This is a genomic window from Clostridium estertheticum (genome assembly GCF_026650985.1).
GTDB classification, from domain to species: Bacteria; Bacillota; Clostridia; order Clostridiales; family Clostridiaceae; genus Clostridium_AD; species Clostridium_AD estertheticum_C.
The window spans coordinates 1,172,377-1,189,319 of the sequence record NZ_CP086239.1 but is presented as its reverse complement, the minus strand read 5'-3'; the positions used below and the strand labels follow the sequence as shown (position 1 = coordinate 1,189,319).

Below are 16,943 nucleotides of genomic sequence, written 5' to 3'. Positions count from 1 at the left end.
TGTTCAAGGTCAATCCAACTATCCTATTTAAATCCCTTATTTAATTAAAACTTCTATTTCAGTCCCATCAAGCAAAGTTACAATAATTTTATTTCCTTCAAAAACAATCATTTTTTCGATCATCTTGAAATAAATATCTATATCAAACTCTTTTATTGGCTCTGCCTCAGCTATCATTTTAATAAACTCATCAGCTTTATACCTTCGAAGCAAATTTTCACTCTGCGACTCTGCCTTCCACTTCTCCATGAAGTAAGCCTTATTTTCAATTATGACATTGAAGGTATTTATGAATGCTTAGTATAGAATCTTATCATCTATATGCTTATTCCCACAGCCCTTTTTTCCTTTCACCTCATACTTCTTATTGCACCTCCACACTACTCTTCGTAATCTTTCATCTGTAGAATTCCATACCTTTCTACCAAAGGTACTACCGCAGGCTCCACAAATAACTCTTCCTGCAAAAGGATTATTTGCTGTGGCATAATCAATTTCGCTTATGTTATATTGTTTTGCAAAAGCTTTTCTTCTCTTCATCTCAAGCTGCACAGCCTCCCACTTTTCCTTATCTATAATTGCAGGATGGCTCTCTTCGACATAGTATTGAGGAACTTCTCCATTATTATCAACTCTCCTCTTTGTAAGAAAATCTACAGTGTAGGTCTTTTGTAGTAAAGCATCCCCTTTATATTTCTCATTACTTAGCATTTTTCTAATGCTGTTTTCATACCATTTTGCTTTACCGTTCCAGTTTGGAATTCCATCTTCTTCAAGTTCCTTAGCTATTCTATTGGGACCTTTGCCATAAGGTAACCTGTATAAATCCTCTTAACTATCTTGGCTTGTTTCGCATTAATAACTAGATTACCATCATCGCCTTTATCGTAGCCTAGAAACTTTGTGCAATTGACTGTTACTTTTCCCTGCTCAAATTTCCGTCTTATGCCCCATGTGGAATTTTCTGAAATACTTCTACTTTCATCTTGTCTAATAACTATAAGTTTGATACAATTTAGCGGCTTTTTTTATTAAAGCTATTAATTTTAATTCTGCTAAATTGTATAGTACTTCTGCTAAAAGGTGCACACCCCTCTATATTGGTAAACAATATCAGATAGTTCAAAAGGCTCGTATTGATGTCAACCCGGGTTGAAGCTGTAAATCTTAATATTTTTGATTGCTTCTGTTCTTGGGAATAAGTCTATTATTATTGAATACTTATCTACATTTGGACATATTATAAATTTTTATCCATCTCATGAATTAACCACTCAAAATTTTCACGCCAACTGGCTTTCATACCCTCTTTGTTTTTCCATATAGCTTCTGGCCCCGTAGTTCTATCTAAGTCTATACCAAATTTTCCATTTTCTGATTGCAAAACCTGTGCAGTACGATTTTTACCACACTGATAACACTCATTAATATTATCTGATTCTATAATAACTGCACAAAAGTTCTCCATAGAACGAACCTTTAATACCACAGATAGCTTATTTGAGAAAATCTCATCTTCAATATACTTGTGTTTATTCACAACAATATACCTCTTATTACTGATTTCCGTTAGTTCCTTAGCATATAGTAAAGGGAGGACTTTTTCTGGTTTCAGAATATCATTTCCTTCAACTAAGCAAAATACAACATTCTTATCCTTAACTTTATAAACATATATTCCATCGGTCAATCTTTTTGATTGACTCAAGAGTTCATTGATACCACCAACTGGTATCTCTAGCTGATAATTCTTGTTACGAGTTTTTGATTGGTTATGGCTTTTATCTTTCGCTGCACAACCATCATCCAATGATGTATCATAAACATAGATGCTTCCCGGTAAATTTAACGCAGTCGTTTTCTTCATAATATTGTATGGTTTTAGTTCTTTGCCAATTGCATTAAAACCATATACATATGAATGTGGATTTGCGACTGTTCCATCACCACCCATTGTAACGAAATTATAGCAAGCATTTTCTATTGCTCTAACTTTGTTATATTTATACCACTTATCATAAACAACATTACCGCCAGTGCTGTTAATAATAACATCAACACCTTTTATTCCATACATCCTACTAAACAATGAATGATTGCAGTCATAACAGATCGTCATTCCTATCCTATACCCTTTATATAAAATAGGTTCAAACATTGACTTGGAAATTTCACGATACTCTTCTAATTCTAATGCAGAACATTCAGTCATAGTATGCTTAATATATAACGCATTAGCTGTTTCAGTTTCATTTGCAAGTGCATTAGAAAAAACACTAAAAATGGTGCCATACACATCTACACTGCTTACAATCACAGCTTTTCCAATTTCTTCACTAAGATTAATGCAAGCTTTAAAAATATTATTTATATCTTCTTTAATACATATATCTGCATTTGTTAATAAAGAATGAAAAGAGCAATATGAAAGCTCTGGTAATACAAAAATATCGAAGTCAGATTTTTTCACAATCTCAATAGCATTTGCAAAATCTGCTCCATTTTTAAGTTCATTAGTCTGCAGATATAACCCTATTTTCAAACCATCATTGCTCTGTATCTTAGTATTTATCGCAACTTCCAATTTTATATTCAGTAGCTTTTTTAAACTCTCTTCTGCCCCATCAGCTTCAAAATCTGTCTGTCCATGCATTATTCTAACTAATTTATATCCTTGCTTACTGGATTCGATATCTCTTATGCTATCATAATAAGCTCTTACTTCATCCCGATTCACCGGCTGTCCATCTTTTGCATTTATATCCTTACATGCCTGTATCCATAGTTGTCTATCAAAGTACACTGAAATATCTGGATAAGACAACAATGATACTTTTCTTGCCTGTGAAAAATGCTGCCTTTCATCATACTCAATAATCAATTTTTCACTTTCACAAACGAAATCACATCTTAATTGAACATTTCTCTTAGCAAATGCTTTATCTCCTCTATACTCAGATATCGATTTGTATAAATTCTCATAATCTCCTTCGATTATATCTGGTGCCTTCAACCAAGGGAATGTTTTTTCACATACAATGTCTCCATTAAAAATTCTATTAAGCAGTAGCTGTAATGCATTTTTCTGCTCTATGACAGCTTTTGCTGGAATTTTAATTTTATCGGCTGATGCCTGTTTTGCATTCATAATTAACTGTGCTTGTACTGCTCCAATCGTCTGTTTTGATTGTTTTTGCTTTATAACTGATTTTTTATCTATATGCTCTGATTTACCTGTATAAAATATTTCAAATCCCAGTCTTTCAAAAAAACGCATCGTCTCCATGCCACCGCCGAAATCATTCTTGCTAATTTCTTTTCCATATGCCACCTTGTATGCCATTCCACGAATATGCTTAGCAGGAAGCTTCTTGCCATTATATATAAGAAATGTGGACTTTGAGCTTGGATACTCTGTATTTTCAGCATGAAAAATCTCAATCGCTTTTATAACATTTTCTCTAGTAATATCCATCCAATTAATTTTTGCCATTTTCACCTCTCCATTTTATTCTTCTAAGTTTTATAGTTAAATGTTGTTCTATTTCATCTTTAAAGGAAGGTTCTGGACCATAGCAAATATTGCTAGATAAAATTCTTATTTTGTATACACATATAATACCTTCTCCTCCTTTATCAACACAATTATAATTTTTTCAATGCTCCGCTCTTTTCTGGTACATTACTAATATCAACATCATTTATTCTAGCAAAATATAATAAAAACTCATTAGCCAATTCCTCTTTCTCAGTGCCTTGTTTCAATTTTGCAATATCTTGTAGTATTTGGATAGCCTGTTCATCTTCAAAGTATCTATGCAACCCTGAACTCCAAACTGCTACCTCTGGTTGGTTATCATTTGCGTGATAATTCCAAAACAACATTTTGTGTGCTTCTTTCGGGTAAAGTTTAATACGGTACTTAGATTTTGTAGTTACATATCCTTCATCTTGATTATCCCCTTCATATGTTTCATCTACAAGAAATACCCCAAATATGTATCTATCACTTTCCATAGAATTAGGATCACGGGTTGTTAATACACACAAGCTATTATTTTGCACTTTGTTTAATTTCATAGGTTGACCCTTTCTTTCACCTGTTTGCACAATACCTGCAAGTGCCTTCCAATCCCTAAGCATTTGACTTTCATAACAAACGAAACCACCATTAGTACATACATCTTCTAACTCAGAACGGGTGATATCACAGTTTAGGTATTGTCCGCAAGCACAATCATCAGAACTGCACCATGTGCGTTTCTCTAATCTAATATTATTTGTGATTATATCATCACTACAAACACCATTAAAACCAACTTGTTCATCAGAGTGTCCTCCATCACAAAAATTACACTTGAACGCAATATTGGCACGTGGATAAACCTTTGTTTTAACTTTTATATATTTATCACTATTACTTCTTTGAATTTGATTTTCTTGTTCCAATTCAGCCAAACGTTCTTTTTTCTCTTTCTCAATCTTTTGGATAATTTCTATTTCTTGTTTAATACTCTCAGCAATGTAGCTGCTTTCAGTTGTTAGATATCCATCAAAAGCATTGGAATATAAGAACTTCTTTTCATCATTCTGAAACCTCACAGTGATATATCAATTATCATTAGCTACAATAATTCCTTCACCAAACACTTTATGTCTTACCTTTATATTAATCAAATCCATTAGCTCAGCTCCCAATTAATCTCATTTATTCTTACCATAATTCTTCGAAAACTTCCCCCCCCCCTAACAGCCATAAATACTTGTCTATTTCCTTTAAGTTGAATTGCTCCAAACCATAATACCTATGAAACTCAATCAATATCTCTTTAAATATTACATAGTCTTTTAGAACATCATTTTTGAATTCATAGAAAAAGTGAAAAGAAACCACATTAAGAATGAGTTTTAGTTAATTATAAAACACCTGTACAGAAACTGATACGTAAACAATTATAATACTACTCTATGAAATAAATTTTTCGAATTTCTTCTCTATGTCACTCGTAATTGCTATTTTACCACATTCGTTCATCGATTTTATAAATACTTCCTGTTCATTTTTTAATGGGTATATAGGTATCTTAATAGGTATCCATTGCAAATTTTCTTCACCTGATTTAATATCAATCGGAATGTAGCAATATCTATGTGTTACAATAATTTCCTTTTCTTTCAATGCCATCTTCACCCACTCTTTAATATGATTACTTGCTCCCCATGACGTTTCTCTAACCTCGAGAGTTTCAAAAAAATTAGATTTATTTCTTTTAACGGAGAAACTAATTCCTTCTTTTTCTCCAATTATTTCTACATCAATGTTTTTAGACCAAAAATCTTTATTGCTATCTCTAAAAGATTTAAAATTTGCTAATTGATTAATTACTAAATGGGGTTTTTCATTTTCATTTGGTTTAGTATAAAACTCAGGTTGAAATGACAGAATTCCACCCGTCATTAGAAAATTTGTATCTTTCTTCATTGCCAACCTATATTTCACATAGGTTAATTCGACATGGAAATTAATAAGTTTCTCAACATTTTTTAAAAATTCAGTAATTTTAATTGTATCTATCAAACAACCTTTATCATATATTTTTATTTCGTTATTCGCTTTATCTACTACTCTTCCTGGATGTGCAATTGCATTTCTGATTTTCACATTATAAATATCTTCTATGATGTCATGCAAATCAGTTTGCTTTGTTAATTTCAAAGTCTTATTTAACAAATTTGAACCATATAAATCAGCGGTAATACAATCTTCTATAATTGGCGCATTTTTAACTACTTTTGCTAAATTTGCAAGAAACCAATGATCTCCGATTAAGTCAAAAGTATCTTTATATAGATTTATTATTGAATTAAAATCCACGTCATCAATTTTAGTCATGTCAATAAATTCATCTGATTTAACGGTTGTAATTGGATTTGGATAATAAAATTCTTGGATTTTAACCTTAGCCTTTTTATAAATACTATTAAATACTAGAGCGATATCTGTTGTTGTTTGAGAACTTTCTAATGTTGTAAACTTTTCATCATATTTAAGAAACTCTTCAAATTTTAACTTATTCTTTTCAGCCTGTTTTACAACTTTTTCTAATTGAACCATAATGTCATAATTTAATTTTTGAAACCTTTTTTTATACTCATTTCTTAAATCATCATAGACAACGCCTATCTCTAATTGATGATCTAATTTTGAATACCTTAATAGTTTATCAATCATGCAATCGGGAGGAACTTTACCCTGATGCATATATTTTTCAAAAAAAGTACTAAATTCAGTAAATATATCAATTAGAAATGTATCTGAAAACGGGACTTCCATAAGATTATTATATTTACTACTTTCTGAACATTTCCTACAGTACCTTCTATCACATAATCTATTAGCAATTTCAAAAACATGATATATTTCTATCTCTTTACATTTTTCACATTCAATAATTTCAAAAAACTTTTCTTTTTCTCCATTAAATTGAGTGTTTATTTCCTGAGTAAGATATCTAAAAATATTGGTATGAACATAAGGTTTAAGACCTCTAGCTAACCTACCTCTTAAACCTTCATTGACATGTAAATATGACTTGTTTTCACCTTTGAATAATATATGTCCTCTTTTCCAATGATTCTTCATACAACTTATTATCCTTTTGGCGCTAATAACCCTAACATATTTCTCTATATTGAATGGATCAGTAACTTCAGTAACGTTGCCACTAATTGTGATTCCATTAAAAAAAGGTTTTTCAGATACAATTATTGAATTTTCCTTTTCATTCAATTTTTCCAAAAGCATATTAAATTTTTCTTCTCCAATGAATTGAGAGAGTACATTATGTTTAACCTCCACTAATATACCTTTGTCAGAGTCGTTATTGGGTAAAATAAAAAACATTGGATTTCCAAAATATATGATTGAAATGTTTGTATTTTGTAGCTCAATATTTTGCCCTTCACTTGAATTTAATATAAGATTCTTTAAAATATCTGATTGATATTCGTCGCTCATATTTTTCTCCCCTTCTTTCATTCATTGTTATTTATAATGTCAGTGCATTCTCTTGCTACTGACCCTTATAAATATCTTTTACAAACAGATTAATCTCCAGAAGGAGTATTAATCAAAACTCCACCTATCTATCGCAAATGCTATTATTTTGTTCTTCCTTTTTATGCCAAAATCATTTTCTTTAATAACCTGGAATTATCAAACATAGGTTGTCCATTTCATTCCCAACTTATGTTAGTTCCTCCGAGGTGCAAGGAGGCAACTGGAAATTGCCTTCTTGCTATCTACGAAATATTTGCATTGATATACAATTGTTTTTTCTTTTTCTCTAACATATATATCAATCCCATCATCTCCTGGATAGCATTGAACTGTATATGCTGATTCGAACATATTTTGCATTAACTTAAACATATTTCTTCAAATTTGATTCTAGCTCCACTATCTCCATACATGTCTGTTAAATATTTAAAACCCCTATTCATTAATTTACACCTCATAATCTTCTTCATTTTTATATATAATCATACATAATTCCTCACTATAATTGTATATCATTCTACATAATTTTAACATTAAGTTAGTTCGTCAAATTTCTATATTATTATACAAAAACCACCCACAAAGTTAACTTTTACATCAACTCTGTGGGTGTTCTTATCTCTTCCAATCTAACTCTAATAAAAGTTATATCGTGTTCTGAATGCACCAACACTTTTTCAATGGTGGCATTCCAAAGTTCGTCATCAAACTCTGATACTAACATATCTCTTTTCTCCATTTCTTTATAAAAGCTCAATGCTCTCACGCTTAGCTCTTCGCTCAAGACGTTTATCGTTTATTTCATCAAGTCCATTTTTTATATTTTCATAACGCTCTGCAAGTGTTGTGTATCTTTTCTTATACTCTGCTTGATCTAAAGTGATGTGTGCATTTTCCTCAACACACTTTTGCAGCAGTTCAGTAACAACCTCAATTTCACTCTGTAGCTTTACCCTCTCCTTATCAATTTTTGAAGTATCGGTCAAGGCTTGAATTATAGCTTCATAGCCTTGTAATATTTCTTCTTTATTTGCGAGTAGGCTATTAAAAGCATCAAGGAAGACCGGTTTTAAGGTATCCTCGTAAAGATGAGGTGTGCTACACCTTTCATCATTTTTGAATTTATAATTGCACTGCCATATAACCCTTAAGTATTTACTGGTGGAGTGCCACACCCTACTTCCGTAGAAGCTACCGCACACCCCACATACTATTCTGCCTAAAAAATATCCTCCGCTTGTTTTGTAACCTTTGGCATTTTTACGTTTCTTAAGCTCATGCTGAACTAGGTCAAACACCTCTGGAATAATAATTGCAAGGCAGCTATTTTCAACATAATACTGTGGAATTTCTTCATCATTAATTTTCTTTTTCTTAGTGAATATCCACTGTAAAGCTTTTTTGCAACATAGCGTCACCTTTATACTTTTCGTTCTTAAGAATGCTCAGTACTGTGCTTTGTTGCCAAACTTCCTTACCAGCGGGAGTTGGAATTTTATTTGTAGTTAAATGCTTTGCAATTCCTGATGGTGTCTTGCCATTAATGAACAATTTATAAATCATTCTAGCAATTGAGGTTTCCTTTTCCACAATTTTAGGTATTCCATCTTCGCCTTTTTCATAACCAAGGAAATGTCCATATGGTAGGCTTACTTTACCATATGCAAACCTCTTGTGCTGTCTCCATGTAACGTTTTCTGAAATACTACGGCTTATTTCATACACCCATCATAGACTTCTTAATCAAAGCACATATTAGCATTTAGTCTTACTAAACTCATTAGCTCCTGATGCAGTTCTTTTAATCTTATCTTTCAATCTTAGTATTTACTTTATTAATCTTTATAGTATCCATTAAAGTTTAATTATTATTGTCACATGGTTCTGCTAGATTTCAACTAAATGATCAACAATTCTATTAAAAATTCTCACATAATATACGCCACACTTTTTTTATTGTAATTCTGCTTCTTTACTTATTGCTTTTAATGTTAATCCGCTCCGAAAGATTTTTCAAATACCGTAAATCTTTACTTTATGCTGCATTTAAATCATCTAAGTACCCCTTCCAATAGTGAACATCTTACTTCACCATTGGAAAACACCTGTTACCTGATCATCTACTACTTACTAACTCTCACTTAATATTTCCTCTAGCATTGGATCTACCCCCTCTTCTATCAAATTTTTTACTAAGTCCCTGACACCAAATCGATTTGCACCATAAGCTATTTCATGCATTACAATCGCAGCTATTTCCTTGACTGTGAATGTAAACGTGCCTTTAATAACCCTGTACATTAAGTTTGCAATTGGATCATAATCATCCCACTCCTTACAATTATCCTTATAATTTTCTGATACTCCTTGTACAATGTGCAAAGACCTTTCTTCACTAATACCCATAAAGTTTATTAAAGTATCAATAAACTTTGCTCTATCAATAATATTTGAACACAATTTTTCACCATTTAATTCATAAATAAAACTCTCAACATCAATATCTATTATCCCACTGAGTGCTTTTTGTTTTACTAATTCTGTATTCTCTGTATTTTCATGATACTTAATACTTTTTTCAATATTCTTAAGCAATTCATTGGCATCATTATACCTAAATATTGAGTTCGAACTGGTAGCTTTTTCTATTACCCCTCTAAGTATATGCTGATAATTATTAGGATCTTTTGTCATGATAAAATTAATTAACCTTCCCAATGAATACACGTCACTCTTCTTATCTCCATTCTTAAGAAGCATGAATTGTTCTGGAGCACAATAAGAAAACTGACCAACTGCATTCGTATAAACAGTTTGATGAGAGTTTAAAATATTCAAATCCTTCCCTAACCCAAAGTCTGATATTTTTAGCATACCACTAAATAGTAGTACATTATTGGGACTTATATCACGATGTATTATATCTCTTGAATGAACCTGCCCCATTATATATAAAACCTGTCGAATACAAGTTAGCTTGTACTCATGTGTTAAATCATACTTTTCTACATATTCCTGTAATGTTAGTTCCCCTTCTTCCATCGAATATGAACAACTATCTTCAAAATACTCATATACATTAATAATTCCTGCTACGTTACCTAATGATTTGGTAATCTCAAATTCGTTTTTGAATCTACTTCTTATACCTCTATCTGCTAGGAACTCATCTTTAAGCTTTTTTACTATTACCCCTGTAGACTCCCTTTTATATACTTTTGCAAATCCTCCTCCACCTATATACTTTAAATCCTTTTCTTCTTCAACTAAATAATATTTTTCATTTCTTTTCACAACAATATACCCATCTACCTTAAAAATCTCATTCAACTTTTTTAAAACTTCTATGCCTTTTTCTATAGCTTCAACTTCATTTATATTAGAATCCCCCATAATAAATTTATTACCTAAAATTAATGTTAAGAAAGAGTCCATCTTGTTGCTATTATGTAAATTAACTAACTTATCATGTGTGTATACCCATCTTGACGGAAATCCTTGTCCATAGCTATCATTCATACCATAATTACTATTAAAAAAACTTACAAGATTTCCTCCGGATTTATACCCATATAATCCATCTATATCACCATTAAATAGTTCTGCAAAATATCTTATACTGTTATCAGAAATCATTCCCTTTACCCCTTTTTAATCTCTATTTAAAATATTAAAAAATCCCCTACTAGACTGTATTATACTTAGGTCTATCTACTTACTATACTGACCAAATATTATATTAGCTTCACTCATAATATTTTGCCTGTATTGATTTTGGATTTAGTTCCTCATATTCTGTATGAATATCTTAAAGTGCTTTCTGTTCCTAATCTTTCTCATGATCTCTTTTACCAAATAATTCATCTGTCCTCGCCACAGTTGGGTGAAACCAATAAACCTTTTTCTTAGTCCAATCTATCCATACAGTAGTTTTATCATCATTCATATCTACTTTTGGTTCCAAAGCATTTATTTTAAGCTACAGTTTTACTGGCTATATCAAGTATTGATTACCGCCAAGTTGTGAATAGCCATTGTTATTAACCTATCGATTATGCTTAATAATAGCACCTAACAACTTTTTATTACTTGACTTAAAACTTTTTAGTAAAATATATTGATATATGTTTAATAGCACACATATACCTTTATTATAAAAAACTTTTTATCTTTTCTAGTAAAATCGATTTTTTAGAACCATCCAGATATAATTTCTTCCTACTTTATCTATGATAATATCCTTATAATCTTCTAAATAGTACCATAAATCATTATAAATTTTACCATAATTTTCTCCGCATAAATCTCGATATTGAGAATTAACATCAAACTCATTCAATAATCCAACGACGTCTTGATTTGAAAAAGTTACAATCACTACTGGTATTAGACTTTTAATTATATTATTAAACATAAACATATTATATATTTCTGGTTTAACATTGTTTTTTTCAATTTAATAATAATTTAATTATACTCCTGAAAGTTTACAATTTATATATTTTTAGACAAAATAAAACACCAGTCGCAAATGTTGCTGGTGTTTTAAAATAATTATAGATTAATAAAGTTTATGTTATGCTAAATCTTTTATTTCTGCAATAGCTGCATTATCTTTAACTGATTGAATCCCTTTTTTACAACTTTCTTTTGTTGAATACATTTGACTTGTTGCAATAACCTCGCCATTACCAGCCTTTAGTACAAAATAATATTTGTCATTACTACTTTTTGATATTTCAAACTTAGGATTATTCGTTGATGAAGAAAACATCATTATAAAACCTCCCCATAAATTCATAAAAAGTTCTTTATTACATATTCATGATAACATATTCGCTTATAATTATCAATAATTTACAATTAAATATAAATATTTACATCATTTTCGTATTAATAAATTATAATTCAATACTATCTAAAATATCCTTAAGCTTCTTTAATTCCTCTACAGATAAACTAATACCCTTTCCCATTTTCTTATGTTGCGCATCCCATTCTTTATTATCATATTTAGCTTGTTTATCATTACAACTTATTAGGTTTAATTCCTTCTTCCATCATTAAGCTGATTCAATATCGTAACAGCATAAACCTTTTTTTATTTATACCTAACCTACTATTTTCATGGCATTGTCTTTTACACTATTAACAATTTGAGCAATCTCTCTGTTTTTTATATCAAATATTTTACAAATTTATATGGTTTATCAAAGGGCGGTTTTGCTAAATCCATTACATTCTCTACATATCCATTCTGAACTATATAATCAATAACTTTCTTTACAAATACTATCTGGTTTTGATCAAGTGATTGGTCATTAATAAATTTAGAGAATACTTTAATATCAGCTTCGTACTCTAATTTTGCTATTTTCCTTACTAATAATCCAAAAGAAGTATTACCCAATTGTGTCTCATAATCTTCTTTAGTACCAAGTTCTCCCGTAAATATATTTTTCTAATGCTTTATATTCCATAGCACTTAATGGAACATTATTACGTAATTTATGAATAGCTATACTATTTTTATTTTCTTCTACATAGCGATTTACTTTTAGTTATTTCCCATTTCCAAGTCAAAATTTCCCAGACTCAATTCACCGCTGTGGTCGCCCTATCAGATTTTTCTCCAATTCAGTCAATAGTTTTATACTACTCATAGTGGTATTACAAAATAAAAGACCAGTAATAATTCACTAATCCTTTCATTCTCTTACTTTACCTACCACTTGAAGCTGAATTGCTACTAATGATGCTACTTTTCTTTAATACTAAACTGCTCAGTTCGAGCTTCATTTATTTCTGAAACCATATTTTTAAATTTCTCCGCAGCTTCCTCTTTTTCTTTTAGTAATCCATTAATTCGATCATTAAATCTTTCTTGTAATTCTTGCATCTTTAATTGTTGTTGCTCTTTTAATTTTAAAAGTTCTTTATCCATTTGAAAGATTGCTCTTTCCTTTTGCATTTCAATATCTTGTTTAGCTTTTGTTTCTAGCTCATCTATCTTATTCTTGTTAATTTGATTTGATTCATCTACCTGGTTTGTTAATCTTCTTGCTTCCTCATTTTTATTTGATAAATCCAACTTAAATTGTATATTCTCATTTGTTAGTTTATCAAGTTCTGTTTTTAGGACTAAGATTTCATCTTTATATTTAATATATTTTTCATTGGTTTCATTTAGTTTTAATATTTTTTCACCCTGCATGTTATTTAGTGTTTTCAAACTCTTAGTGTTTTCCTGTAATTCCTTGACAATATGTTTATTATCGGATTGCTCTTTTTCAAGTAAAGTAATTTTTTTATTCTCTTCTTTTTTCTCTTCTTTTAATGAAACGATATTTTCGTAAAGCTTTTGAACTTCTTTCTCTTTATCTACTAACTCATTTTTATGAACATTTTTCACCTCTAAGATTTTTATATTGTTTCTTTCTACTATATTTATATATATCTCGGATATCCTATTTGTTATTGTTTGTAATTCATTTATATCCGAGGTCATAGTACTGTCTTCTTCTCTTGCTCTATTTAATTCATAGTATTTAACTACTTGCTCCATAAATTCTTTATTGTTTATACCTTCGCTTTGAGCTAATTCATTAAACTTTTGTTTTACCTCATCACTTATTCTTACGCTTAATATTGCATCCATCTTATTCGTCCTCTCTTAGACCAGTATTTTATATAATTAATTCAATTATTTTTACATTTAAACCCATTTATAGCTGAAACATTACTACTGCCTATTAAATCATCTCCAGGGTCGCTTCAATATTAATAATATCATGTAAAATACTTCTGTTGGTCCATTTATTATCAATTTATTTATAAATTTAGTGACAAATAGTTATTTGTTTTTACAATTGTTTATTTGTATACCTTTGTATACTATTGTTTATGTAGGTTTTATATATGTAAACATAATGTTTACAATACAAGTATACCACAAAATAAGAAAAATCACATATAAAATGAGTGAAAAAGCGAAATTTAAAGCAAAAACAAAACCATTCAATATAACTTTTATTATATTGAATGGTTTTAATTGAAATAAATATCGAAATTTATAGATAGCATAAATAAATTAATACATAAAAATGCAGGATGCATAGGTATTTAATGTTATTGATTAAGGAAAGTTAATTATCAAAAAGAGGAAGCAGCCTTTATCTTGAGTATTGTAAATAATTATTAAATTGAATGTTTAATAATTACATATTATACTAATGTCATATAACTTGAGGATAAGCAATATCATACAAGACCTATATATTTATTTTTGTTATCATTGAAAACAGATAACTGGAAAGGAGGAGCATAAATGCAAAACGAGACCCGAACTGTTTGTTTTGATTTAGACTTAAATATAGAAGCCTATAATTTCAAAGGCATAATGCAGAAATTTCCAAACCATTTTCATGAGTATTATGTTATTGGCTTTATTGAGAGTGGGAAACGATATTTATCCTGCAAAAACAAAGAATATACCGTTAAAACGGGTGATTTAACCCTGTTTAATCCTCATGACAACCATAACTGCAAACAAGTTGATGGTAGAACACTTGACTACCGATGTATCAATATTGAGCCTGATGTAATGAAAAAAGTTGTCCATGAAATAACCGGTAAAGAGTATTTGCCCTATTTTACAGAAACTGTCCTGTTTCGCAGCGATCTACTATCTTCTTTGAGCGAGTTACATCACATGATAATGCATGAGGAAAAAGATTTTAAAAAGGAGGAAATCTTTTTACTTATAATTGAACAATTAATAGCTGAATATGATCATGCAGGTGCAGCTGTTACAACACAACCACCAAACACCGAAATCAAGGCAGTGTGTGATTTTTTAGAAAATAACTACATGAAAAGTATTACGCTAAATGATTTAAGTGATTTAACTGGAATAAGTAAATATTACTTGTTACGCTCTTTTACCAAGCAAAAGGGAATATCACCATATTGTTATCTTGAAACTATAAGAATTGGTAATGCAAAGAAACTTTTAGAACAGCAAATTGCTCCGATAGATGTGGCATTGCAAACAGGTTTTACAGACCAAAGCCATTTTACAAACTTTTTTAAAAAGCTTATTGGACTTACACCTAAGCAATACATGAATATTTTTACAGAAGGATCTAGGAGGAGCGATAATGAATGATACAAAAACTACAACTGGACATTTGTCGGCACTTATCACAATTTTGATCTGGGGAACAACTTTTGTTTCTACTAAAATATTATTGAATGATTTCACGCCAATAGAGATCTTAATTTTTCGATTTATAATTGGATACATATCATTACTGATAGTATACCCGCACCGAATTAAAACTTTAAATGTCAAACAAGAACTATATTTTGTAGCAGCTGGGCTATTTGGAGTAACTTTGTACTTTCTTTTAGAAAACATTGCATTAACCTATACACTTGCGTCCAATGTGGGTGTCATTATTTCTATAGCCCCATTTTTCACTGCAATTTTTGCGCAGCAGTTTTTAGGCTCCGAAAAGCTGACATTACGCTTTTTTATTGGGTTTATAGTGGCTATCTTAGGTATTGTCTTGATTGGATTCAATGAAAATATTGTTTTAAAAATAAATCCTTTAGGCAGTATATTGGCGGCGCTTGCTGCAATTGTATGGGCTGTTTATTCTGTCCTTATGAAAAAAATCAGCGAATTTCACTTCAATACTATCGGCTGTACACGCAAAGTGTTTTTTTATGGATTGTTTTTTATGATTCCATCCATATTCATATTTCATTTCAGGCTGGATTTAAACAGGTTTACTAACTTGTCTAACCTGCTTAATATTTTATATTTAGGGTTTGGTGCTTCAGCACTATGTTTTGTAACTTGGAACTTTTCTGTCAAAGTGCTGGGAGCTATAAAGACAAGTGTATATATTTATATAGTACCTGTAATTGCAGTTGTTTCGTCTGCCATTTTGTTACACGAAAATATTACAGGAATCGCAATACTAGGAATTATACTTACATTAGCAGGGCTTTTTATTTCAGAAGGGAAATCAATTGTAAAATTAAGGTGGAAAATGTTTGATACTACAACAAGATAAGAAATGCATTATAGTAATAGATGAAAAGAAATTCAATAAATTTTTTTTTTATGAACCTTCAGGCTATTTTTATCATAGTATTTAATTATAGTAATTTTATGGAGAGTAACATGGAGTTTTTTAGAACAAATCAGTATTCTAGAGTAAATGCTGTTAAATATGCAAGAACCTATGCATTGTTTCCAAACCAGAGCTTTAGGTACTTCCCGCTTATTAATAATGAGACTAGTGGAGATTGTGCGAACTTTTTATCGCAGTGTCTACTAGCAGGTGGATCACCTATGCTATATAATGTATCACATCCTTGGTGGTATCATAAATCTAATAACATAAGTACTAAGGATGACACATGGTCTATTTCATGGGCGGTGGCGCATTCTCTTTATTGGCTTTTGAAAAATAACTACCAATCTAAGGCTTCAGGAATAAAGGGTTTTGAAGTAAACGATATTAGATTGCTTGAATTAGGTGACTTAATGTTTTTTGAAGATGATAATGGAAAAATTTTTCACTCTGCCATTATCACCTCTTTTAGATATTCACAGCCTTTAATTTCCCAACATTCATTTCAGGCACTAGATATATTTTATAAAAATTCATGGCCGGCTAATCACATACATTTTCTAAAAATAGTCCTATGAAATTATAGTTTTTATACAGTAGGCAGATTAAATTAAATTAAGTAATTTCTCCTTTAACCTTATGACGATTTAGGTAAAAAGCCACTTGTGCCTTATATTTTGTAGAGCAGTTACCTGTTGGAATTAGTGCAAAGGTAATGGAACCAGGTGCTACCCTAC

The 16,943-nt window shown here is 30.4% G+C and carries 16 protein-coding genes and 1 pseudogene; 3 read left to right on the top strand and 14 right to left on the bottom strand.

Going from position 1 to position 16,943, the window contains the following annotated elements:
* Positions 1-36 precede the first annotated feature (36 nt).
* From LL038_RS06000 to LL038_RS05935, 14 genes and pseudogenes are all read right to left on the bottom strand, one after another.
* Positions 37-249 (bottom strand): hypothetical protein, encoded by a 213-nt coding sequence (locus LL038_RS06000; protein ID WP_253199860.1) that lies wholly within the window; start codon positions 247-249, stop codon positions 37-39.
* A gap of 48 nt (positions 250-297) precedes the next feature.
* Positions 298-762 (bottom strand): recombinase family protein, encoded by a 465-nt coding sequence (locus LL038_RS05995; protein ID WP_268056070.1) that lies wholly within the window; start codon positions 760-762, stop codon positions 298-300.
* 478 nt (positions 763-1,240) lie between these two features.
* Positions 1,241-3,493: a nitrilase-related carbon-nitrogen hydrolase gene (locus LL038_RS05990; protein WP_216121389.1), complete on the bottom strand. Its 2,253-nt coding sequence runs from the start codon at positions 3,491-3,493 to the stop codon at positions 1,241-1,243.
* Between the two features lie 152 nt (positions 3,494-3,645).
* Positions 3,646-4,602 carry a hypothetical protein gene (locus LL038_RS05985; protein WP_253199861.1) on the bottom strand — a complete coding sequence of 319 codons (957 nt, stop codon included), beginning with the start codon at positions 4,600-4,602 and terminating at the stop codon, positions 3,646-3,648.
* A gap of 364 nt (positions 4,603-4,966) precedes the next feature.
* Positions 4,967-7,018, bottom strand: a complete 2,052-nt coding sequence (locus LL038_RS05980) for a hypothetical protein (RefSeq protein WP_216121391.1) — start codon at positions 7,016-7,018, stop codon at positions 4,967-4,969.
* A gap of 634 nt (positions 7,019-7,652) precedes the next feature.
* Positions 7,653-7,784 (bottom strand): hypothetical protein, encoded by a 132-nt coding sequence (locus LL038_RS05975; RefSeq protein ID WP_268056006.1) that lies wholly within the window; start codon positions 7,782-7,784, stop codon positions 7,653-7,655.
* A gap of 19 nt (positions 7,785-7,803) precedes the next feature.
* Entirely contained in the window at positions 7,804-8,478 is a 675-nt protein-coding gene (locus LL038_RS05970; RefSeq protein ID WP_268056005.1) for a zinc ribbon domain-containing protein, read from the bottom strand.
* The gene (locus LL038_RS05965) at positions 8,435-8,785 is read right to left on the bottom strand and encodes a recombinase family protein (RefSeq protein ID WP_268056004.1); all 351 of its coding nucleotides are present in this window, start codon (positions 8,783-8,785) and stop codon (positions 8,435-8,437) included. Before LL038_RS05965 ends, LL038_RS05970 begins: the two co-directional genes overlap by 44 nt.
* Positions 8,786-9,190: 405 nt before the next feature.
* The gene (locus LL038_RS05960; protein WP_216121394.1) at positions 9,191-10,696 is read right to left on the bottom strand and encodes a protein kinase domain-containing protein; all 1,506 of its coding nucleotides are present in this window, start codon (positions 10,694-10,696) and stop codon (positions 9,191-9,193) included.
* Between the two features lie 538 nt (positions 10,697-11,234).
* Complete coding sequence (locus LL038_RS05955) at positions 11,235-11,480, bottom strand: hypothetical protein (RefSeq protein WP_216121397.1); 246 nt, start codon at positions 11,478-11,480, stop codon at positions 11,235-11,237.
* 156 nt (positions 11,481-11,636) lie between these two features.
* Positions 11,637-11,837, bottom strand: a complete 201-nt coding sequence (locus tag LL038_RS05950) for a YegP family protein (RefSeq protein ID WP_253199862.1) — start codon at positions 11,835-11,837, stop codon at positions 11,637-11,639.
* Positions 11,838-11,961: 124 nt separating this feature from the next.
* Positions 11,962-12,120, bottom strand: a pseudogene (locus LL038_RS05945) (PC4/YdbC family ssDNA-binding protein); the annotation flags it as partial.
* A 116-nt stretch (positions 12,121-12,236) separates the two neighbouring features.
* On the bottom strand, positions 12,237-12,470 hold the full coding sequence (locus tag LL038_RS05940; protein ID WP_253199863.1) for a type I restriction-modification enzyme R subunit C-terminal domain-containing protein: 234 nt from the start codon (positions 12,468-12,470) through the stop codon (positions 12,237-12,239).
* A gap of 348 nt (positions 12,471-12,818) precedes the next feature.
* Positions 12,819-13,718 carry a hypothetical protein gene (locus LL038_RS05935; RefSeq protein WP_216121399.1) on the bottom strand — a complete coding sequence of 300 codons (900 nt, stop codon included), beginning with the start codon at positions 13,716-13,718 and terminating at the stop codon, positions 12,819-12,821.
* A 669-nt stretch (positions 13,719-14,387) separates the two neighbouring features.
* On the opposite strand from LL038_RS05935, the gene LL038_RS05930 reads away from it, so the two are divergent.
* The 3 genes from LL038_RS05930 to LL038_RS05920 all read left to right on the top strand — a co-directional run bounded on the left by LL038_RS05930 (position 14,388) and on the right by LL038_RS05920 (position 16,784).
* The gene (locus tag LL038_RS05930) at positions 14,388-15,227 is read left to right on the top strand and encodes an AraC family ligand binding domain-containing protein (RefSeq protein WP_216121401.1); all 840 of its coding nucleotides are present in this window, start codon (positions 14,388-14,390) and stop codon (positions 15,225-15,227) included.
* Positions 15,220-16,143, top strand: coding sequence for a DMT family transporter (locus LL038_RS05925; RefSeq protein ID WP_216121403.1), 924 nt, complete (start codon positions 15,220-15,222; stop codon positions 16,141-16,143). The genes LL038_RS05930 and LL038_RS05925 overlap by 8 nt, the downstream gene beginning before the upstream one ends.
* A 110-nt stretch (positions 16,144-16,253) precedes the next feature.
* The gene (locus tag LL038_RS05920) at positions 16,254-16,784 is read left to right on the top strand and encodes an amidase domain-containing protein (protein ID WP_216121405.1); all 531 of its coding nucleotides are present in this window, start codon (positions 16,254-16,256) and stop codon (positions 16,782-16,784) included.
* Positions 16,785-16,943: the final 159 nt, after the last annotated feature.

Bases quoted from the DNA above. Each gene is read 5' to 3' on its own strand.
- LL038_RS05990 (WP_216121389.1), bottom strand. From the start codon at position 3,493: ATGGCAAAAATTAATTGGATGGATATTACTAGAGAAAATGTTATAAAA.
- LL038_RS05925 (WP_216121403.1), top strand. From the start codon at position 15,220: ATGAATGATACAAAAACTACAACTGGACATTTGTCGGCACTTATCACA.
- LL038_RS05980 (WP_216121391.1), bottom strand. From the start codon at position 7,018: ATGAGCGACGAATATCAATCAGATATTTTAAAGAATCTTATATTAAAT.
- LL038_RS06000 (WP_253199860.1), bottom strand. From the start codon at position 249: ATGGAGAAGTGGAAGGCAGAGTCGCAGAGTGAAAATTTGCTTCGAAGG.
- LL038_RS05930 (WP_216121401.1), top strand. From the start codon at position 14,388: ATGCAAAACGAGACCCGAACTGTTTGTTTTGATTTAGACTTAAATATA.
- LL038_RS05920 (WP_216121405.1), top strand. From the start codon at position 16,254: ATGGAGTTTTTTAGAACAAATCAGTATTCTAGAGTAAATGCTGTTAAA.
- LL038_RS05960 (WP_216121394.1), bottom strand. From the start codon at position 10,696: ATGATTTCTGATAACAGTATAAGATATTTTGCAGAACTATTTAATGGT.
- LL038_RS05955 (WP_216121397.1), bottom strand. From the start codon at position 11,480: ATGTTTATGTTTAATAATATAATTAAAAGTCTAATACCAGTAGTGATT.
- LL038_RS05935 (WP_216121399.1), bottom strand. From the start codon at position 13,718: ATGGATGCAATATTAAGCGTAAGAATAAGTGATGAGGTAAAACAAAAG.
- LL038_RS05975 (WP_268056006.1), bottom strand. From the start codon at position 7,784: ATGTTAGTATCAGAGTTTGATGACGAACTTTGGAATGCCACCATTGAA.
- LL038_RS05950 (WP_253199862.1), bottom strand. From the start codon at position 11,837: ATGATGTTTTCTTCATCAACGAATAATCCTAAGTTTGAAATATCAAAA.